This is a genomic window from Endozoicomonas montiporae CL-33, assembly GCF_001583435.1.
GTDB classification, from domain to species: domain Bacteria; phylum Pseudomonadota; class Gammaproteobacteria; order Pseudomonadales; family Endozoicomonadaceae; genus Endozoicomonas_A; species Endozoicomonas_A montiporae.
In genome coordinates this window covers 939,245-960,514 of the sequence record NZ_CP013251.1, presented here as the reverse complement: position 1 = coordinate 960,514, position 21,270 = coordinate 939,245, and the positions used below count along the sequence as shown (strand labels likewise).

Below are 21,270 nucleotides of genomic sequence, written 5' to 3'. Positions count from 1 at the left end.
CAGCTACCTGTCACAGCGAAAGAAAAAAGCATCCTCGCTGTTAAAGAAGGCAGAAACAATAGAGAAACAAATCACCAAGGTCCTGAAACAAGACCTTCAACCCAAAGCGATGGAAAATCTCAGTTTCGGAGAATACGACACAGCCGGTCTGGAACAGGGGGCTCTGGAACTGCACGACGAAGCCGTGTCTCTGGTCAACAGAAGAAAGGCTGAGCTGAAGACCGCTAAAAAGGATCTGAGCAAACAGGAAGATGCTGTTAAATCCAGAAAGAACATTCTGAAAAATTCAGCTTCTTTGCAACGATCCATAGCAAGAGGGGCTGAGTCGAAACTGAGCCCGCTGGGAAATTCTTCCGGCGACCTTAAACTTCACCTCGAAAACCTGAACTCTGCTAAAAGAAGGATGGTTAATCAAAGATCCGATGCAAAAAAACTACTCAAATCCATTCCAGAGAAAGAACGCAAGCACGGCTTCACCCTGACCGATGAGAAAAGGTCACTGGCCAAAGCGACACAAAAGGCCAAACAAAAAATCGGTCAACTGGATCATAAAATAAAGCAAACGAAAGTAGAATTAAAATCAGCCCTTGCTTCTGAAAAGCAGAAAGCCCTGCAGGAAAAACAGGAAAAACTGCTGAAGAAGCAGGAGCAGCTTCAAGCAGAAAGAGAAAAGTTGCAGACAGACTCTGATCAAAATACGGCTCCTGCTAAATGGTCATCCGGCAAAACGAAAAAAGCACCACTTCCCCCCGTTGACACCAAACCAGCTAAAAAACGTCAGGCACCTTTACCGCCAGGATTTCAAAGCGTTAATGCACCAGCCACTCCACCTCAGGTAGCCTCCCCTGCTGATTCAGGATTTGATCCTCTTGATTCCATTGATCAGTTACTGGAGTTCGATCTGGAAGAAACCACAAATCCAAATTTTACAGACAGTGATATCGATACAGTAAAGCAGGGTGTTGAAAACACTATCAAAAACCCTTCTGTTGATAACCGCACCCTGGAAAACTTTTTAGACGACTTTGTTGAAGCACTGAATTATGAATACGATCAGCAGGGAACACCTGCCCATCACGACTGGGCACCCCTTCTTTCCGGTTTTGAACAGGGACTCAGAGCTCTTGAAAACGGCCAAACTGGTACACAAGCTTTATATCAGGCATTGCAAAATGGCTGATTAGACAAAGGGACTTGCAAAACACCTGTCTTTTGCTGGTTAAACGACCAGCACACACTAACTGCAACAGTCAAAATTTCACATTAAATACCAGTTAAAAAAATCCATTTCCTTTAACAAAACTGTTTCCATAAACGACGCAAACTACAGCAATAGTGAATACTGACTTTTCACGCCATGAAAAAATTCTCTGCGCTTTTTCGACATGTCAATATTGAAGATTGATTATCTTTCCGGATAATAAGCCAACGGAAAACACAACATCTTGTGCCTCCACGACCAACACACCACAACCAGATGATTCCCTTCATCATCTCAACCTGATATTCCGGAGAAGTTCTCAATGACCGAGATCATCAAACGCGATGGCTCACGCCAACCATTCGACGCAGAACGTATATTCAAAGCTGTCGTACGCGCGTTGAATGATGCTCATGTTAAAGACGACACCTTTTCCCGATTTGTCGCATCTAAAATTGCCAGTACCTGTGAAGGTCAGGAGCAGGTCGATATCTATGATATTCAGGATCAGGTAGAAGACCTGCTGATGAGCAGCCCTTACCACGATGCTGCCCGCAAATACATTGAGTATCGTCATGCCCGTGACATTGCCAGAGAATCCCGCAATACCCTGAGCAAAGATATCCTGAGCATCATTAATCAGGACAACGAAGAACTGCTGAATGAAAACGCTAACAAGGATAGCAAGATTATCCCGACCCAGCGTGACCTGCTGGCAGGTGTTGTTGCCAAACACTACGCCAAGCAGCACATTCTTCCAAAAGACATTACGGCGGCCCACGAACGGGGCGAAATTCACTACCACGATCTGGACTACGCACCGTTCTTCCCTATGTTCAACTGCATGCTGATCGATATTGAAGGCATGATGACCAAGGGTTTCCGCATGGGTAACGCGGAAATTGAAACTCCCAGATCAATCACCACTGCCACTGCTATTACTGCGCAGATCATTGCCCAGGTGTCCAGCCACATTTACGGCGGTACCAGCATCAATGAAATCGACCGCATTCACGCACCTTATGTCACCAAGACATTTGAAAAACACCTGAAAGAAGGTATTCGCTGGATTGGCGACGAAACCAAAGCCCGTGAATACGCCATGGAGCGTACCGAAAAAGACTGCTATGACGCCTATCAGGCCCTGGAATACGAAGTAAACACCCTGCACACCGCTAACGGTCAGACGCCGTTTGTTACCTTTGGTTTTGGCCTTGGTACAAGCTGGGAAGAACGTCTGGTACAGAAGTCGATTCTGAAGAACCGCATTCGTGGTCTGGGTCGTAACAACAAAACACCGGTCTTTCCTAAACTGGTGTTTGCCATTCGTAAAGGCGTTAACTTCAGCAAGGATGATCCAAACTACGATATCAAGCAGCTGGCTCTGGAATGCGCCAGCAAGCGCATGTACCCGGATATCCTGAACTATGACAAGCTGATTGAAGTAACCGGCAGCTTCAAAACACCTATGGGCTGTCGTTCATTCCTGAGTGCCTATGAAGAAAACGGTCAGCTGGTGCACGACGGTCGTAATAACCTGGGGGTTGTCTCCCTGAACTTGCCACGTATTGCCATTGAAAGTGACAGCGAGAGCGATTTCTATAAGCGCCTTGACGAGCGTATGGATCTGGCAAAAGCGGCCCTGATGACTCGTATCCAGCGTCTGGACAAGGTGCAGGCCAAGGTAGCGCCAATTCTCTATGTTGAAGGTGCCTGCGGTGTTCGTCTGAAGCCTGAAGACAAAATCAGTGAGATTTTCAAACACGGTCGTGCTTCCATCTCTCTGGGTTACATTGGTATTCATGAAACCATTAACGCCCTGTACAACGACGGACACATTTACGACAGCGAACAGCTGCGCAGAAAAGCACTGGATCTGATTGAATACATGCGTGGTCGTGTGAATGAGTGGAAAGCCGAAACCGGCTACGGTTTCAGCCTCTACTCTACGCCCAGTGAAAGCCTGTGTGACCGTTTCTGCCGACTGGATCAAAAAGAGTACGGCGTTATTGATGGTGTGACCGATAAAGGTTACTACACCAACTCTTTCCATCTGGATGTAGAGAAGAAGGTAACTCCTTACGATAAAGTCGATTTCGAGATGGATTACCCGATGCACGCCAGCGGTGGCTTCATCTGCTACGGTGAATTCCCGAACATGCTCAACAACATCAAGGCACTGGAAAACGTCTGGGACTACACCTACGACAAAGTACCTTACTACGGCACTAACACTCCGATAGATACCTGTTACAGCTGTGGTTACGAAGGTGAATTCAATGCCACTGCCCGTGGTTTCGAGTGTCCACAGTGCAAGAACAGGGATTCCGAGAAAATGTCTGTAACTCGTCGTGTATGTGGTTATCTGGGTCAGCCTAACAGTCGTCCGTTTATCAAAGGCAAGCAGGAAGAAGTGGTTCGCCGCGTTAAGCATCTGTAATTGCTGGTTCAACGACCGGTTTAGCTATCCAATTCGATACCCGGCCTCTGCCGGGTGTCTTGTTCATGCAAGGGACAATTCTGGAACCATGAGATACCAGCGCTACTACCCAATCGATGTCGTTAATGGTCAAGGCACTCGCGCCACCCTGTTTGTTAGTGGTTGCGAGCATTTCTGCAAGGGTTGCCACAACTCCACCACCTGGGATCCGGACTCAGGCATTCCTTATACGGATGAGTTTGAACAGAGCATTCTTGATGACCTTGCCGATGAGCGGGTAAAACGAGACGGGCTCTCGCTGTCAGGTGGTGATCCGCTGTTTCCCGGTAATCTGGAGAGGATTGAGCGACTGGTGAGCAGGGTAAAAACCGAACTGCCAGACAAAGACATCTGGCTTTGGACGGGTTACACGCTGGAAAATCTCAGCCCAAAGCAAAAAGCGATCATCAAACATGTCGATGTATTGATTGACGGTAAGTTTGAAGAAGACAAACGTGACCTTAGTCTTCCATGGAGAGGCAGTAGCAACCAGAGAGTCATGCGCTTGATTAATGGCAAACCCGACACCTATATCGTCTGAAACCAACCCTGATGGAGAAGCATAAATAAGGTCGGCACAGCTCTCTTGATCGTTAACGGTGTTTCTGCAAAACTCCAACTGTTTTCTTCACAATTGCTGCGTAAATAGCTACGTAGGCACCTGTCAGTCGAAACCCTGTCTTCTGGCTTATTCGACAGGCACTTATCATGGCAGTTCACTGCCGGTCTGATGCGGAAAAAACAATCAGTTATACGACAGCTTAACCATACCAACGAATCAAAGGTGTTAAAAAAAATTACAGCCAGCACTCTAGCTCTTTCCGTCAGCCTTCTAACCGGCTGCGCCTCGATGAATCAAGCTGAATGCATGAACGCCGACTGGAAACAAATAGGCTTTGAAGACGCCCTAATTGGCAGACCCATGAGTCGTATTGGTGATCATCGAAGCGCTTGTGCCCAACACAACATTGTGCCCGACCAGGAACAGTATAAAGTTGGATTTGACGACGGTCTGGAACGCTTTTGTCTGCCGGTGACTGCTTACGAATTTGGTAAACAGGGAAAAACCTACAACAACCAGTGCCCAACCGCTTCTCATCAGGCGTTTATCACCTATTACAATCAGGGCAGGGAATATTACGATCTTAAAAATACCATCAGCCGCTATGGAACCCAGATCAGTTCCGCCAACCGAAAGATAGAAAGACTGGAAAAAGATATTGCCAAGAAAGAGTCCCGCATCATCAGCGACAATAGTAATGCCGATGAACGCCTGAAGCTTTTGCGGAAAATTCAGGATTACAAAGAAGAAGTGGGTCAGCTTAAAACCGAAATTACGGAACATGAACGTTCCAGAGCAGTGAACCAGAACAAGCTATCTCTGCTACAGCCGCCTAAATTCTGATGACTGCCTTCTGGTGCGGTGCCTTTATGCATCGCACTGGTTACCCTCACCAAAGCCAAACGTTTTCACTTCGCTGATGCGTATCAATCCATCGTATTCCAGTGCAAAACCATCAACCTGCTCGTTCAGCAAATGTCCCCGGAACTCAATAAACATTGGCTCATAAGGTTTGGAGACATTGGACTTGTAATAGTCACTCATTTCCCGACCAGCCCAGTCAAAACTGACCCAGTACGTTTTATCTGACTTACACGGGGTGAAAGTATGCACTTCTGCACCCCGGGTGTAATAACCACGATAAACCATCTCACCCGCTTGCAGGGTTGGCACTTCGGCAGATTCGCAATACAAAGAAAAGAGTGCAGCCGGTAACACACGACAAATAAAAGTAAACGACATCCGATACTTACCGCCTTAAAATCATTAACCAGCGCCCAAGGTTCAGCAGACTCGCCAGAGCAGCAGCTACGTAGGTATAAGCAGCTGCTTTCAAAACAGCTCTCGCTCCCAACAAGTCGTTACCCGACAAATACCCTTCTTCCAGAATGGGCATCGCTTTGTCAAAGCTGGCATCCATTTCGACCGGCAGGTTTTTAAATTGAACCCATACATTTGCCAACATGCCGGAAACACCAATAAGTACCGTTAAAATCATACTGTGTGGCACTCGGGTCATGGCAAAAATGATCGGCGAAACCAGCAGAGCCATCACACTGAAACGCTCTATCGCCATAGCGATGCGAATACGTTTCTGTCGTTGCATAAAATCAGGGTTTTGCTGTTTGTGCTGAATAGCATGGCCGGTTTCGTGGGTGGCCACCGCAACGGCAGCCACTGACTGTCCATCGTAATGTTCCGGTGACAGGGAGATTATCTTTTCTTCCGGGTCGTAATAGTCCGCCCCCATGGCACCGCGAACCACTTTTACATCTTCAAGTTGAAACCGTTCAACCAGATGCTCAGCCAGCTCTCCGCCTGTTCCCTGCAAGTCTTTGCGCCACTTGCCATAGCGTTTAAGGGTTGTCTTAATCCAGTACTGCGGGCCAAATATCAATACCAGCATTAACAACCCGAACAGAACATAAATCACTCCCTGTCTCCCCTTCCCTGTTAAACAGCCGCTTCACGAATCATCACGGCCACCGTTTTAAGCACCACCAGCAGTAATATCAAACGTGGCGCCCAATGCATTTCTCTTATGTCTTTTATAAAGCGTTTAATCGCCATGATCATTCTCCCCACATCACAGGCAGAGTAGCACAGTTTTCAGATCAACTGGACGCTCCTTTTAGCATTACAACGCTTTTTAAAAACTGGTGAAATAACGCCATGACGATTACTTTTAAGCTTTATTGACTCTTTGGAGTTCCAAATGAGTTCTGAAAGCCCGGTCATTACCTGCAATTATGCAGACTACTCTGTCCCAGAGACTGTAAGCCAACTTAAAAACAACCAGCTGACCCTGATCAACAACATCAACTTTGAGCAGGCAACCCGGTTAGTTCTTGAACTAACTGACACTTTGGGTTTATCTACCGACAGCGAACACCACTTTAATAATCTGGGTGACCCATTCCGGGTACCCGTGAATGAAGTGTTTTACGAGGTATCAAAATACGGCGGGCACTCCATCTTTTTTCACAACGAAAATGCTTACAGCCAAAACTCGCCCGAAGTCACCTGCTTTTACTGCCAGTCAAACTCGGAATTTGGTGGAGAAAACCTGTACCTGCGTAACGACCTGATCTCTAAGGCCAGAGCGGCAGCCAGAATGGTGCTTAAAGATATTTATGCCAAAAAAGTACTGAACTTCAACTCTATGGCAGAGATCAATCAGAAAATGGCAGCACTGCCAAACTTTATTCATAGAAAGCTGACCAGCCTCCAAGACTACATTGAACATCTTGGTCAGTACACTCATCTTCAATCTGTTGAATTATCAGACACCCGCCTTGAAGTGACGCATCAGGCCGGTTTTGTAAAAACATCCTGCCTTGATGGAGAGGAATATCTGCAGGTGCCCAGTGACGGCACTTGTCAGGTGTCGTTTCATCTACCGGAATTCTGTGAAAGAAAAGCCATCTTCTATAACCCTATGTTTCGCTACCTGAGCGACCATGAAGATGCCTTCCACTCCTTGTCGTCGGTACAGTACTTTTCAGATAAGCACTGCACACACCCCATTGATCTGAACAAAATACTGTTTGAAATGGTGTTGATCATTGCCTATACAGATGCCATTCCCGTCAAACTGAGCAGTCACAACCTGATAATTTTCAACAACAAGAGCTGGATGCACTCGGTGAATGCCCCGGGAATGAACCGGGAAATGTATGTGTCGTATGCTTACCAGAAACCTTGAAACGTTAAATCACTGCATAAAAAAGCCCCTTGGTACAGACAGTACAAGGGGCAACACACATAGTTTATTGTTTTGAATCAGGCAGCCAGATCAGCCACCACCGGCGTACGAATCAGATAATCAAACGCTCCCAATGAGGCCGTCGCACCGGACCCCATCGCAATAATGATCTGTTTATAAGGTGAATCGGTCACATCGCCTGCAGCAAAGACACCGGGAATCGAAGTTTCACCTTGAGCAGAGGTGATGATCTCACCACGTTGCGTTAATTCAACATCGCCCTTCAGGAATTCGGTGTTTGGTACCAGACCGATCTGGACAAAGATACCGGCCAGTTCAATGCTTTTGCTTTCACCCGAGCTGCGATCGGTATAAGTCAGACCGGTCACCCGCTCGCCATCTCCTACCACTTCTGTGGTCATGGCTTCAGTGATCATGTCGATATTGCCCATTGAACGGGCTTTACGTTGCAGCACTTCATCGGCACGCAGTTTGCTGTCGAATTCCAGTACAGTTACATGTTCAACGATACCGGCCAGGTCAACGGCTGCTTCAATACCCGAGTTACCGCCGCCAATTACAGCTACCTTTTTACCTTTGAACAGCGGGCCATCGCAGTGTGGGCAATAGGCGACACCGGCTCCACGATATTCTTTCTCGCCCGGCACATTCATTTCTCTCCAGCGTGCGCCGGTAGCCAATACCAGTGAGCGGCTTTTCAGTTTTGCACCGCTTTCCAGCTCCACTTCTATCAGGTCGCCCACCTGCTCTGCAGCAATCACTTTGCTGGCTGTTTGGTTGGTAATGATATCTACGTTGTAATCACGGACATGCTCTTCCAGGCTGCTCACCAGCTTGGGACCTTCCGTTGCTTTAACGGAGATGAAGTTTTCAATACCAACAGTATCCAACACCTGCCCACCAAAACGATCCGCAACAACACCGGTTCGAATACCTTTCCGCGCAGCATAAATAGCTGCCGAAGCACCCGCCGGACCGCCGCCAACAACGAGCAGGTCAAACGCTTCTTTTTCATTAATCGCTTCAGCCTGACGCTCTCCGGCACTGGTATCAATTTTATTCAGAATTTCTTCCAGAGAGATTCGTCCTTGGGCAAAAGGTTGCCCATTGAGAAATACTGAAGGAACCGCCATGACTTTTCGGCTATCAACCTCTTCCTGAAAGAGAGAGCCATCGATCATCACGTTGGTGATGTTAGGGTTAGTCGCTGCCATTTTATTCAACGCCTGAATCACATCCGGGCAATTCTGGCAACTCAGAGACACATACGTCTCGAAGTGGTATTCACCGGGCAATGATTTAATCTGGTTCATCAACTCATCGGATAGCTTGGCATCATGTCCGCCGCTGTGCAGCAGTGCCAGCACCAGTGATGTAAATTCATGCCCCATGGGAAGACCGGCAAACTCTATATTACTGCCTGTTTCCGGAGATCGTATTGCCATGGAAGGCTTACGTTCATTGTCGCCTTCGACCCTTTTGACAAGGCTGGATTGTTCAACAATGTCGTCAATCAATCCGGACATTTCTTTGGACTTTGCATCACCTGCCAGAGAAGCAACCAGCTCAATGGGTCTCTTGAGGTTCTGCAGGTAAGTGTTCAATTGAGCTTTAATGTTTGCGTCTAACATGATGATTCCAATCCTTTATCTTAAACATCAGAGGGACAATTAACTTCCCCAGCGTTGCCCCCTGACGTATGACGAACGTGACTGCTTAGATTTTGCCGACCAGATCCAGAGAAGGTGCCAGAGTCTCTTCACCTGGCTGCCACGCGGCCGGGCAAACTTCACCGTCGTGAGTCGCTACATACTGGGCAGCCTGTACACGACGCAGCAGGTCTTTGGCAGAGCGGCCGATACCCAGATCGTTGGTTTCAATCGCCTTGATTTCACCTTCCGGGTTGATGATGAAGGTGCCGCGCAGTGCCAGACCTTCTTCTTCAATCATCACACCGAAGTTGCGGGTGATAGTACCGGTTGGATCGCCGACCATCGGGAACTTGATCTTGTTGATGGTGTCAGAGCTGTCGTGCCACGCTTTGTGGGTAAAGTGTGTGTCGGTAGACACGGAGTAAACTTCCACACCCAGCTCCTGCAGCCTGGCGTAATGATCTGCTACATCACCCAGCTCGGTTGGGCAGACAAAGGTGAAATCTGCAGGGTAGAAGAAGACCACAGACCACTTGCCCAGCAGGCTTTCTTCGGTCACGTCTACAAATTCGCCATTGTGAAACGCAGTAGCATTGAATGGCTTGATTTTGGTGTTGATCAGAGATTGAGTCATGGTTCCGTACCTTATTTCGCACTTTGATAGTGTCTGTGTTTATCGATCGGGGGCGACTGCTTGTTCTTGCGTCCCGTTGATGGGTTTAATACTAAGAAGCGCAGAAAAAAACGTACAATTGATTGGTAAAATCGGCGTTATAGATTTTTTCTATTTAAGGATTTTCAATAGCAATGAGCATCAATCATTCAAGCCTGATCAATGCCTTAGAGCATTTCTATCAGCGATACATCCAGTCTTATCATCAACAACACAACCAAGGCCCAACCGTGGAGCATGACGAGGACTGGCCATCTCCTTGTGAGCAGAGCAAGGGGGCAGATGGAGAACGTATTTACTGGCAACCCGTTGCCTGCGAGCCGCCATTGGACTTCACCAATATCGAGCAGGCACTGGAGCTGGAGCTTCATCCGGATATCAAAACGTACTTTGGCAGTTTCTTTTCTGCCAACCTTGCCGCAACAGCATCAGACGGAGGGTTAGAACTGCTGTTTCCGTGGAGCCAGAAAGACTTCGAGCGCTTGCAGGAAAACATACTGGGGCATATCTGGATGAAACGAAAACTGAAGCAGGAAGAGACCGTATTCTTTGCCGTCACAGACATTGATGATGTGATTCTGTCACTGGTGAACAGCACAGGTGAAATCTGGGCTGAGAAAGTAGGCAAAAAGCCTCATCGGAAAATTGCCGATTCAATGACAGATTTTATCAACAGTCTTGAACCGGTTGTTTGAGTCTTATAAATACAAAAAAAGCGCCCCGCAGGGCGCTGCCAAAAGGTAGCAACATGAATTCAGAGCTCAATCATCAAGCATAAGCCGGATTAATGCCTGCTTCAGATTGGGCTTCGTAGTTTGCTTCTGTATGAGCAACAATGGTGCTGACTGCCGTATCGCCAACCACGTTTACGACCGTGCAGGCAGCATCCAGAATACGATCCACAGCAATGATAATGCCCAACGCTTCAACAGGCAGACCGAGGGTATGCAACAGTACACCAATGGTCACAATCGCACCGCCCGGAATACCGCCTGTGGCAATAGCCAGCAGGAAGGTGGTGAAGCCCAGGGTAATCAGTTCGGCACCACTCAGAGTCAGTCCGTAGGCGTTGGCAACAAAGATCGTTGCCACAACCATGTAAATCGCAGCACCCGACATATTCATGGTGGCACCCAGCGGTACAGAGAACCCGGCAACACGGCTGGAGACGTTCAGTTTGTCCGTCAGTGTTCGCAGCGTTACTGGAATCGTCGCATTGGAACTGGCAGTGGACAGGGCAAACATCATCTGTTCGCGGGTCTGACGAATAAATTCCATCGGTCTGCGACGGGTAATGGCACCCACCACCAGCGGATAGAAGACAAACAACCAGAAAACAATCACCAGCAGGCCGGTTCCTACATACGACATAACACTGAGAATGCTCGCCATATCCAGCGTCGCTGCCATTTGCGCGGTCAGGAAAAAGACACCCCATGGAGCCAGCGACATGATCATGGTGATCAGCTTCATCATGAGATTGTTGGCCACGGCAAACGCTTTACTGGCACTGTGAGTATCGTGGTTTTCCAGCTTTTTAATGGCTACACCCGTCATGATGGCCATAAACAGGATTTGCAGAATATTGCCTTCTGCAAAGGCCTGAAAAGGATTTTCAGGAACGATTCCCACCACCATGGCCAGCAGAGAAGGCGGCTCTCTTAAGCTCAGGCTAACAGAAGCATCCGCCAGCCCAAGGTCTGCACCAAGACCTGGCTGCAACAGCGTTGCCAGAAAGATAGCTGCGGTAATGGCAATGACCGTATTCACCAGATAAAGACCGAATGTTTTGACACCCAGACGGCCAAACTGGCTGATGTCTTCCAGCGTGCAGACGGCATTCACAATAGAGATGAAAATCAGTGGCATCACCACCAGTTTGATCATGGCAACAAACAGTGAACCACCGGTACCAAAGGTGTTGGCAATCAGAACCGTCTGTAAAAAACCATCCGGCGCTGCAAATGCCTGAATGGCACCACCAAAAACAAGGCCAACGAGTAAAGCGATTAATATACGAGAGGCAAGATTATTACCCATTGAGAGTCTGGCTCCGGGAACAGAAAACGTCCGCACAATATGAAATTCAGTATGAGTGCGCGCACTTTATAGCCCGAAATGAAATTATACAACCCACTGAAAATTAACGTTTTTTAGTTATTTTTTCTATGTTTTATAAATATACAATATTTAATTTTGCCAAAAATGCATTTTATCTAAAAATACACTATGTGCGTCGTTTGATAATCAACAGAAAAAACCATTGTTTTTTTTCACGCGACTTGTACGTATCGGGAAAAGGCTTCCAACATTACAATAGCTCTGGAAGCCTTGTTTGAGAAATGCTCAGATAAGATTAGAACCAGTAGCTGTATTGAACAGCAAAGATATAGGCATCGCCTCCTGCTTCAAATTCATAAACGACGGGAACATTCCCAACCATATCGGTTTCTGTTCCTTTCTTGGCATCGCCATCCAGATACGCAAAGCCTATGTCAATGGTTGAATTATCCTGTATTGAATAAGTTGCCCCTACTGTATACCAGTAACGATCGCTATCAGGAATGCTCATGGTTCTGTATTCACCCTTAACCGGACTTCTGTCCAATGCAACACCAGCTCTCAATGTCCATTGATTGTTCAGATAATGAGTCACTCCAGCAGAATAGCGCCATGAATCTTTCCAGTACTCGGCTTTTTCAAAGCATACACCCTTGCCCACTGTGCATGATGACGATTCTGCTTTCAGCTCTTTAAAGCTACTCCACCCTGTGCGCAGAACACTGTATGACAATGCCCACTTAGTAGCTACACGATGATAACCGGACAGTTCCCACAAATCCGGAAACTCTATATCCATCTCTGCTGAAGTATTGGTTATCCCTTGTGACAAGAAGTCACCTTTACCTTTCAAAGTCGTGTCAATGCTGGAGCGATAGGTTAAAGCAATGCGGTGTTGCGGACTTATTTCCCACAGCAAGCCTGCATTCCAGCCATAACCATAACCGTCACCTTTCATTTTTACGGCTCTTTGCCCCCCCGAAACGGGAGAGCCCGGAGGAATGTACCGGTTCATTTCAGCATCTGCATACAGAACATTAACTCCTGCTCCAATGCTAAACTGCTCGTTCATGCGGTAAGAGCCGTTAACGGCCCAGTTTACTGTCATCAGTTCTGTATTACCCCCACCGAGAGAACCTACATTTTTTGGATACTCGGTGGACAAGCCAAAGTTAGAAAATACCGATGTTCCTACAGCAAATTTGTCACTAACAGGGTGGATGTAATGGATATTGGGCACCCATGCATCCGGTGCAATATCCTTTGCTTTACCGGTATCGCCGAAGGTAGCACTATGAACTTCTGTATCCACACTCGGATTAATATAAGAGAGGCCAACAGAGAATGCAGCGGTATCAAACGTCGCCATGGCAGCAGGGTTTCTGGCACCCACCGCAGCGTTATCGGCAATCGCACCTTCCCCCGCAAAGGCGCGCCCCAAACCGGTGGCAGAATCTTCAACCAGCAGAAAACCGGCGGCTGCTGCATGCTGTGAGGCTAAAGCGATCATGGTCGCAAGCAGGGTTTTCTTAAGTAGACATTTTTTATTCATTAATTACTTCCTGTCTCTTAGAATTATTATGCGTGCCTGGGTTGGTTTTGTTGTAATCAGGCGTTACCGTGAGAAAAATCCAACTCCGGGAACCCCGTCATTATAAATATTATTTTCTGAAAATATACGACGTTAGTGTTGTTTTTTTTCAGGGTCGGGCCATCGGGCAACTGCAATTTATCGGATTTTTCACATACACTTGTGTCAAAACGTTTCTATCTCCCCCGTAAAAGTGAAGTAATTATGAAAGACACTGCTCTGGTCGCAGATATTGGCGGCACCAATGCACGCTTTGCTCTCAGCCGCAATGACGTGCTGGATCCTGACAGCGTTCAGGTATTGGCCTGTGACGATTATGAAAATCTTGATGCGGCTTTTAATGCTTATCTCAAAGCCCGCAATACAATCGTTGATGAAGCCTGTCTGGCCATGGCATGCCCAATCAGCGACAACATCAGCATGACCAACAACCATTGGGCATTTAACTGCAAAGCCATGCAGGAAAAACTGGGGCTTGAGTCGTTTAAAGTCATCAACGATTTCACTGCTCAGGCACTGGCATTACCTGCCCTGTCTGACAACGAACTGATTAAAATCGGTCGCGGTGAAAGCCTTGAACACGAGACTCGCCTGATCATTGGCCCCGGTACCGGACTGGGTATCGCTGGACTGAAGGAAGTGGGCGAACACTGGCTGCCACTGCCGGGAGAAGGCGGTCATGCGGCGCTGTCTCCGGTCAGCGATCTGGACATTGCCGTGCTGAATGAATTGCGCAAAACAGATGCGTTTGTTTATTGGGAATCCATCCTGTGTGGCTCTGGTCTTGAAACCCTGTACAAAGCACACAGTTCTTTGGCGGGTGAAAATCAACAGCTGAAGGACTTTCAAATCACACAGCAAGCTCTGGCGGGTGAAAAAACTGCAGCACAAACCCTTGAACACTTCTGCGAACTGCTGGGACGTGCTGCCAGCAATGCGGCTCTGACCCTGGGTGCCCGGGGAGGTGTTTATATTGCCGGTGGTATTATTCCACGCTTTCCGGAGTTTTTTGCCGAATCACGCTTCCGTTCAGCGTTTGAAACCAATGTAAAAATGGTGGATTACCTGCAACAGATTCCAACTTATCTTGTGGTGGCTGACAATCCGGGACTGATTGGAGCCAGTGCTGCCTTGCACAATCCGCTCGTTTAACTTAACTCTATGAAGGCTGGGCTAATATCAATCAGCCCAGTCTGATAAATGACAAAAAGTCAGGAAACCGCCCTTCTGTCCATTATTGCCCTGTTTACCCTGCGGGTTCGGAACAAAGCAAAGCCACTGTAAGCCATCACGATGGACAGCAAAGGGTTCATCCAGTTCAGTAACGCCCAGGGCGCATATTCAAGAACCGACACCCCCAGAGTTGAAGCAAAGAAAGCACCACCTGTTGTCCATGGAATAAGGGCCGTTGTTAGCGTAGCCCCTTCTTCGAGTGAACGACTCATCACACTGCGATCAATGTCTTTTTTGTCATAAGCTTCACCAAACAATTGCCCGCCAAGAATGATGGTCATATACGCTTCCCCCATGCCCATGTTACCAAACAGGCTGGTAATGATAGTGGTCGCAACGAGCGTAGCAGCACGTTTTACCCGTGACAGAATGCCAACAATCAATACCTTGAGAAAACCGAACCGATCGAGAACGCCGCCTAAGGCCAAGGCAATCAGAGAAAGCGACAGCGTCCACATCATGGAGATAATACCGCCACGCTCCAGCAGCGTATCCAGCTCTGCCACGCCGGAGCGAATCTGACCGCCGTCGAATAAGCTGTTCAACACCACACCAAACGCCTGCCCCTGTAACACCACCGCCAGCAACACTGCAACCAGTGCAGAGGCAGCCATGGCCAGCTCTGCCGACACTCGTCGTACACTGAGTACCAACATCGCCAGTAAAGGTAATAAAGCCCACAGGCTGATACTGAATGTGGATCGTAATCCTTCTGACAACAGCTCCAGATGTTCAGCGGGTAATACACTGTCGCTATAGTTCAACCCATAAAAGGTAAACAGTGCCAACACCAGTAAATACACAGGGCCACCGGTATAACTCATGCTTTTTATATGAGCATACAGGTCGGTTTTGGAAGTCATTGCCGAGAGGTTGGTCGTGTCGGACACTGGCGACATTTTATCGCCGAAGCTGGCACCGGAAATGATCATGCCCGCCACCACAGCCGTTGGAAAGCCCATGGACTCGCCAATACTCATCAGCACGACCCCAGCGGTGCCTACCGTACCCCAGCTGGTGCCGGTGGCCAGAGACATAACCGTACAAAACAGCATTCCGGCCGGTAGAAAAATAGCGGGCTCAATCAAACGGATACCGTAGTAGAGCAATGTTGCTAAAGTACCGCTTTCAATAAAAGCGGCAATAATGACACCAATAAGAATGAAAATATAAATGGCTGACAGTGCACCATGAATACCATCATTCATGGCTTTTTTAATGGAGTAGTAATCGGCTCCCAAACATCGGGCACTGACCCCGGCAATGAGGAGGCACAGCAGCATGAGGCTGTGCAAACTGGTTTGTAAGATAAACAGGCCTATACCGATGGTGATAACAATCAGACCAAAGGTCAGCAATGCCTGAAAAAAACCGGGTTGTCTGGAGTGTACAGCCAACTTCCCACCCTCCTTGGGCAACAATTACGTTATTCATTATTTTGCTGCCTGCAAGCCTAACAAAGCAGAAGAATAAGGGCTATTGAATGCAACCCAATAGCCCGAACAAGTGGTGCAGGAGCTTGTTTGAAACTCCTATTGCTGTTTCCTGACCTGTTTACGAACACTACTGTGGCTGGTTTCCATGCCCGGGTCACCGGGCTTCCACCCCTGCGGAGCCAGCATGCTCTCGTTGTCTTCCACAAACTTTAAGGCGGCTGCTTTTCGGTACAGCTCGTCTACATCACGGCCAATACTGTTCATCTGCACTTCGGCGATTTGCACCTTGCCCTGCTTGTCGATGAAAAACGTCGCTCTCAATGCCAGACCGTCGGGGCCTTCGACACCATAGTCCTGAATGATTTTGCGATCCTTGTCCGACACCATAATAAAGTCTGCATCGCCAATACCAATGGGCGTATCTTTCCTGCCCTCGGCAGGCTTGTCTGACTTCATACGCCAAGCCTGATGAGAAGCCTCTTTATCGTTATCCAAAGACGCTTCATCGGTAGACAGCACCAGCACTTCGTAACCCAGGTCATGAAAGTCCTCAATACGTTTTTTAAGGGCAATCAGTTCAGTGGGGCAGATAAACGTGCAGTTTTTCGGGTAGGTCAGCAGCATAATCCGGCTTTTGCCAATCAGGCTGGACAGATTAAATTTCTCCACCAGCTTTCCGGCGGCACTGCCCGGCTGCGGTATGACGGCAGGTGCTTCGAACAAGGGGGCATAACTGCCGGGTATAGGGAATGCTTCAGCTGACGATGTAACAAGAGACAGAGAAACCACCGCTGCAGACACAAAAGAAAATGCTCTGATTTTCATAACAACCTCGGGTACAGGGTACGAATCAGTTTTAGCAGAAAATCAGACAGCAGCACTTCATCTTTAAGTGCTCTTTTTACCGAGCCCGTCATATTTAGAAAATGAAATGGGTATAACTGGTATAATCGATCATTTCACCCACAATAATTGTTCCGCCAGTGCATAAACTTAACGACCGACAAGCTGAAGCCGTCAAATACATTGATACGCCATTACTGGTTCTGGCCGGTGCAGGCAGTGGTAAAACCAGCGTTATTACCACCAAAATCGCCTATCTGATTGAAACCTGTGGCCTCAATGCCCGAAATATTATTGCCGTTACGTTCACCAACAAGGCGGCGCGGGAGATGAAAGAGCGTGTCGGCAAACTGGTGCAGGGACGAAAATCCCACGGTCTCACCGTTTCAACCTTTCACAATCTGGGTCTTAACCTGATTCGTCGCGAGTACAAAGCCCTGGGTTACAAGCCCGGCTTTTCTATTTTCGATGCCCAGGACGCTCTCGCCCTGATTGGCGAACTGATGCAGCGGGAAATGGGTGCCGACGAAGAAAGCGTTGATACCGTTCAGCACACCATTTCCAACTGGAAAAACGATCTGGTAATGCCAGCCCAAGCCTCGCAAATTGCCAGACAACCACACGAGCAGCTGGCAGCGCGAGTGTATGAGCATTACAACCGCACCCTGAAAGCCTATAACGCCGTTGACTTTGATGATCTGATTCTGCAACCGGTTATGCTGTTCAGAAACCATCCGGAGATTCTCGAACGCTGGCAGAATAAGGTGCACTACGTTCTGGTGGATGAGTATCAGGATACCAATGGTGCTCAATATGAACTGATCAGCCGACTGGTGGGCACCCGTGGCAAGCTAACCGTTGTAGGCGACGATGACCAGTCCATTTATGCCTGGCGTGGTGCCCGCCCGGAAAATCTGGCACTGCTGAAAGACGACTATCCAAGTTTGAGAGTGATCAAGCTGGAACAGAACTACCGGTCAACCAGCCGCATTCTGAAAGCCGCCAACACTCTGATTGCCAACAACCCCCATGTGTTTGAGAAAACCCTGTGGAGTGATCTGGGCATGGGCGACATTATTCGGGTGATTCGCTGTAAAAGCGATGATGCCGAGTGCGAAAGAATAGCCACCGAGATTCTGACTCAACGTTTGAGACACGAAACCAATTATCGTGACTATGCCGTGTTATACCGGGGTAACTTTCAGTCACGACTGCTGGAAATGAAACTGCAGCAGCACCAGATTCCTTATCACATTAACGGTGGCACGTCGTTTTTCTCCCGTGCGGAAGTGAAAGACATCATGGCGTACCTGCGTCTGCTGGTGAATCAGGATGACGACAATGCCTTTCTGCGTATTGTCAATGTACCCCGCCGTGAGATTGGCCCCTCCACTCTGGAAAAACTGGGTAATTATGCCAGTGACCACCAGTTAAGCATGTACGCTGCCTGTCAGGAAATGGGACTACAGGAAGAGCTGTCGTCCAAGTACGTGAAAAAGCTTAAAGAGTTCACCGACTGGATGGACAATATCACCCGGCTGTCGCAGACAGAAGATGACCCACTTAAAGCCGTTCGGGAAATGATAGAAGACTGCGGCTACGAAAACTGGCTGATGCAGACAACCGCTACTCCGGCAGGTGCCGAGAAACGCATGGCAAATGTCTGGTTTCTGATTGACTCTTTACAACAGTCTCTGGAACGGGGTGACGAAGATGCGACGCTTGAAGATGCTATCAGCCGCCTGATTCTTCGGGATATGATGGAACGTCAGGAGGAAGAAGACGACGCCGACCGTGTGCAACTGCTTACCCTTCATGCTTCCAAAGGACTGGAATACCCGCACGTGTTTATGATGGGCATGGAAGAAGACCTGCTGCCACACCGAACCAGTATTGAAGAAGATAATATTGAAGAAGAGCGTCGCCTTACCTATGTAGGCATCACCCGCGCCAGAAAGTCACTGACCATGACTCTTGCAGGTCAGCGTAAACAGTTTGGCGAGGTGATTGATACCACACCCAGTCGTTTTCTTGATGAGTTGCCCCAGGAAGACCTTACCTATTCCGGTTTCGGTCAAAAAGTAACGGAAGAACAGAAAAAGCTCACTGGTAACAATGCACTGGCCGCACTGCGTCAGAGTCTCAGCAGCTAACTAAGCACTCAACCATACGAAATCATATTTTCTGACTCATTGTTCAGGTGCTCTCGGTAACTGCTCCTGCGTTACCCTATCTCCTGCATCCATGCAGTCGTGACTGCGTTACAACTCTGTTCACATAGCTTGCTATGCTCCCGCCGTTGCGCCTTGCATAGCACCTGCCCAATAAGCCAGAAATATTCAATTCCGTATGGCTGAGTACTTATTGGCCTTTTCATAGGTGTTCACAGACATCTGAAACCCTGTGAACACGATGAACCAATTTCTTTATAAAACAGTTCTTTTATTGAATAGTTGCCCACAATTATTTTGATGATATGGACAAACATTGACTGAACTCACAACTAAGTACATTAGTCTTGTACGACAACCGCTGTTTACTTGCAGAGATTTATGTTTTATGACAAATTCACTGGGAATTTAATCTAAAGCAACAAATTTACACGGGTGAAAACATATTTTTACCCGCTGTGATGTTTTTTATTGAACATCGGGCTACATTCGCGATCAAAAGAGGAGTTGCCTGAAAAAAACCGGAGAAAGCAAGAATGGTAAGAAAAACCCGCGACCCTATCTCTGTATTACTCACAGTGTTTGTTCTGGCTGTAGCGACTACTGCAGCAACCGCTTCACTGATTTAGATGTTGTGCGAAGGATGCCAGGGATCGGCAACCTCAAACGCTAATAAGCCTTTTCACCCGTAATGACACCCGACATGGGAACATCCCAGTCTTCCACCGGAATCGAGTCCACTTTCTGACATTCGTGAGCCAACCCTATCAGCACCGGCTTGTTAACGGTTTTGATAAAGGCAAAAGCACGGTCATAAAAACCACCGCCCATTCCCAAACGCTGACCTGATTCATCAAACCCTGTAAGCGGCATTAAAACCAGATCCAGATCTGTTGCCGGTATACACAATGACAAATCAAGAACCGGTTCCGGAATATTAAAACGATTGGGCAACAAAATAGTGTCCGGCGTATAGAGCTGAAAATGCAGCTTTGACTTGTCATGCTCGTCCAGTACGGGCAAATAACAGCTTTTACCCTCATTCCAGGCATGGCTGACTATATTTTCAGGACTGATTTCACCGTCGTTAGCAAGATAAACAGCCAGCTTTTGGCTTCGCTGATATTCAGGTCGTCGCTTAATTTGCTCCAGCACCCCTGCTGCTGCCTGCTTTTGTTGATCCTGCGATAAGGCTCGGCGGCGTTGCCGAAGCTCTGACCTTATGGCTTTACGATCTCTCATTAAGACCTTCCTCAAACTGACGACACTGATTTCTTATAAGGTTTGCCAAAGCCTGAGTCGCCGGGCCGCAATTATCGGCATCCGGAAAAACCAGATAAAGGGGGACATCTCTTAGCCCTTTTAAATCCAGAGGCAAAACCTGAAGACTTCCCTCTTTCAGCCGGGTATCTACATAATGTTCCGGCAACCAGGCAAAACCTAACCCCTGCTCCAGCAACCTGACAACAGTCGTCATGTTACTGACCGTCCAGCGTTCCTCTGTGCCCAGCCAACCAGCACTGCTACTGCGCTTCATTCCTGAATCACGAACAACGATCTGCCGCTGTTGCTTCAGCTCTTTTTCAGTAATGGTTCTACCCAGTTGCAATAATGGATGATCAAAGCGGGCGACAGGCACAAAACGGATGGAAAGCAACTTTTCTCCTAAAAAACCGGTAGGGAGAACCCCGGTAATCACCAGATCGGCCTGGCCGGAAACCACCCTTTCAGTGGTTCCTGAAAGCACCGACTCAACCAGCTCTAGACGCGTATTACGAGATACTTGCGAGAAATCTTCAAGAATAGACATCAGGATGTTGTAGGGGAATAACACCTCTACCGCCAGCGTTAATTCCCCTTCCCAACCCATGGCAAGACTACCGGCGACCTTTTCCAATGCATCGGACTCTTTCAGCAACACCTGAGAGCGGCGCAACATGACTTTGCCCGCCTCTGTCAGTTCAGCTTTTCGTCCGCGCACTTCCAGAATACGAACACCCAGCTGATCCTGCAGTTTGGTGACAGCATAACTGATGGTTGACTGACTTTTATGCAGAACACTGGAGGCCTGGGCAAAGCCTCCATATTCAACAACAGCGTGAAGCATGCGCCACTGTTCCAGTGTTACTTTGGACATTATTA

General features: G+C 48.0%; 18 protein-coding genes. 8 read left to right on the top strand and 10 right to left on the bottom strand.

The window, feature by feature from the left end; all coding sequences use genetic code 11:
- The first annotated feature begins 109 nt into the window (after nucleotides 1-109).
- From EZMO1_RS04240 to EZMO1_RS04225, 4 genes are all read left to right on the top strand, one after another.
- The gene (locus tag EZMO1_RS04240) at nucleotides 110-1,180 is read left to right on the top strand and encodes a V-type ATP synthase subunit I domain-containing protein (RefSeq protein ID WP_034872351.1); all 1,071 of its coding nucleotides are present in this window, start codon (nucleotides 110-112) and stop codon (nucleotides 1,178-1,180) included.
- Between the two features lie 343 nt (nucleotides 1,181-1,523).
- Nucleotides 1,524-3,641, top strand: coding sequence for an anaerobic ribonucleoside-triphosphate reductase (gene nrdD, locus EZMO1_RS04235; RefSeq protein ID WP_034872350.1), 2,118 nt, complete (start codon nucleotides 1,524-1,526; stop codon nucleotides 3,639-3,641).
- A gap of 88 nt (nucleotides 3,642-3,729) precedes the next feature.
- Complete coding sequence (gene nrdG, locus EZMO1_RS04230) at nucleotides 3,730-4,221, top strand: anaerobic ribonucleoside-triphosphate reductase-activating protein (RefSeq protein WP_034872348.1); 492 nt, start codon at nucleotides 3,730-3,732, stop codon at nucleotides 4,219-4,221.
- 327 nt (nucleotides 4,222-4,548) lie between these two features.
- Nucleotides 4,549-5,085 carry a DUF2799 domain-containing protein gene (locus EZMO1_RS04225; protein ID WP_222842190.1) on the top strand — a complete coding sequence of 179 codons (537 nt, stop codon included), beginning with the start codon at nucleotides 4,549-4,551 and terminating at the stop codon, nucleotides 5,083-5,085.
- A 24-nt stretch (nucleotides 5,086-5,109) separates the two neighbouring features.
- On the opposite strand, the gene EZMO1_RS04220 is transcribed toward EZMO1_RS04225, so the two are convergent.
- Nucleotides 5,110-5,484, bottom strand: a complete 375-nt coding sequence (locus EZMO1_RS04220; protein ID WP_034872347.1) for a hypothetical protein — start codon at nucleotides 5,482-5,484, stop codon at nucleotides 5,110-5,112.
- 7 nt (nucleotides 5,485-5,491) lie between these two features.
- Entirely contained in the window at nucleotides 5,492-6,175 is a 684-nt protein-coding gene (locus EZMO1_RS04215; RefSeq protein ID WP_086936382.1) for a zinc metallopeptidase, read from the bottom strand.
- 282 nt (nucleotides 6,176-6,457) lie between these two features.
- Here EZMO1_RS04215 and EZMO1_RS04210 point away from each other — a divergent pair, with 282 nt between their 5' ends.
- Nucleotides 6,458-7,447, top strand: a complete 990-nt coding sequence (locus tag EZMO1_RS04210; RefSeq protein WP_034872346.1) for a TauD/TfdA family dioxygenase — start codon at nucleotides 6,458-6,460, stop codon at nucleotides 7,445-7,447.
- Nucleotides 7,448-7,524: 77 nt separating this feature from the next.
- On the opposite strand, the gene ahpF is transcribed toward EZMO1_RS04210, so the two are convergent.
- Nucleotides 7,525-9,099 carry an alkyl hydroperoxide reductase subunit F gene (gene ahpF, locus EZMO1_RS04205; RefSeq protein WP_034872344.1) on the bottom strand — a complete coding sequence of 525 codons (1,575 nt, stop codon included), beginning with the start codon at nucleotides 9,097-9,099 and terminating at the stop codon, nucleotides 7,525-7,527.
- An 85-nt stretch (nucleotides 9,100-9,184) separates the two neighbouring features.
- The gene (gene ahpC, locus EZMO1_RS04200; protein WP_034872342.1) at nucleotides 9,185-9,754 is read right to left on the bottom strand and encodes an alkyl hydroperoxide reductase subunit C; all 570 of its coding nucleotides are present in this window, start codon (nucleotides 9,752-9,754) and stop codon (nucleotides 9,185-9,187) included.
- Nucleotides 9,755-9,927: 173 nt separating this feature from the next.
- Between ahpC and syd the strand changes: the two genes are divergently transcribed.
- Entirely contained in the window at nucleotides 9,928-10,488 is a 561-nt protein-coding gene (gene syd, locus EZMO1_RS04195) for a SecY-interacting protein (RefSeq protein ID WP_034872340.1), read from the top strand.
- A 73-nt stretch (nucleotides 10,489-10,561) separates the two neighbouring features.
- Here the strand turns inward: syd and EZMO1_RS04190 are convergent, their stop codons facing one another.
- Together EZMO1_RS04190 and EZMO1_RS04185 are read right to left on the bottom strand one after the other, a co-directional pair.
- Complete coding sequence (locus EZMO1_RS04190; RefSeq protein WP_034872338.1) at nucleotides 10,562-11,833, bottom strand: dicarboxylate/amino acid:cation symporter; 1,272 nt, start codon at nucleotides 11,831-11,833, stop codon at nucleotides 10,562-10,564.
- Nucleotides 11,834-12,149: 316 nt separating this feature from the next.
- A complete protein-coding gene (locus EZMO1_RS04185) occupies nucleotides 12,150-13,406 on the bottom strand; it encodes an outer membrane protein transport protein (protein ID WP_034872336.1) in 1,257 nt (418 codons plus the stop codon).
- Between the two features lie 243 nt (nucleotides 13,407-13,649).
- On the opposite strand from EZMO1_RS04185, the gene glk reads away from it, so the two are divergent.
- Nucleotides 13,650-14,597 (top strand): glucokinase, encoded by a 948-nt coding sequence (gene glk / locus EZMO1_RS04180; RefSeq protein WP_034872335.1) that lies wholly within the window; start codon nucleotides 13,650-13,652, stop codon nucleotides 14,595-14,597.
- 59 nt (nucleotides 14,598-14,656) lie between these two features.
- Here the strand turns inward: glk and nhaC are convergent, their stop codons facing one another.
- Nucleotides 14,657-16,075 carry a Na+/H+ antiporter NhaC gene (nhaC, locus tag EZMO1_RS04175; protein WP_034873376.1) on the bottom strand — a complete coding sequence of 473 codons (1,419 nt, stop codon included), beginning with the start codon at nucleotides 16,073-16,075 and terminating at the stop codon, nucleotides 14,657-14,659.
- A gap of 135 nt (nucleotides 16,076-16,210) precedes the next feature.
- Entirely contained in the window at nucleotides 16,211-16,939 is a 729-nt protein-coding gene (locus EZMO1_RS04170; RefSeq protein WP_051789203.1) for a redoxin domain-containing protein, read from the bottom strand.
- Nucleotides 16,940-17,097: 158 nt separating this feature from the next.
- Here EZMO1_RS04170 and rep point away from each other — a divergent pair, with 158 nt between their 5' ends.
- On the top strand, nucleotides 17,098-19,110 hold the full coding sequence (gene rep, locus EZMO1_RS04165) for a DNA helicase Rep (protein ID WP_034872333.1): 2,013 nt from the start codon (nucleotides 17,098-17,100) through the stop codon (nucleotides 19,108-19,110).
- Between the two features lie 687 nt (nucleotides 19,111-19,797).
- Here the strand turns inward: rep and EZMO1_RS04160 are convergent.
- A complete protein-coding gene (locus EZMO1_RS04160; RefSeq protein ID WP_034872331.1) occupies nucleotides 19,798-20,370 on the bottom strand; it encodes a 5-formyltetrahydrofolate cyclo-ligase in 573 nt (190 codons plus the stop codon).
- On the bottom strand, nucleotides 20,357-21,265 hold the full coding sequence (locus EZMO1_RS04155; RefSeq protein ID WP_034872329.1) for a LysR family transcriptional regulator: 909 nt from the start codon (nucleotides 21,263-21,265) through the stop codon (nucleotides 20,357-20,359). The genes EZMO1_RS04160 and EZMO1_RS04155 overlap by 14 nt, the downstream gene beginning before the upstream one ends.
- Between the last annotated feature and the right edge of the window lie 5 nt (nucleotides 21,266-21,270).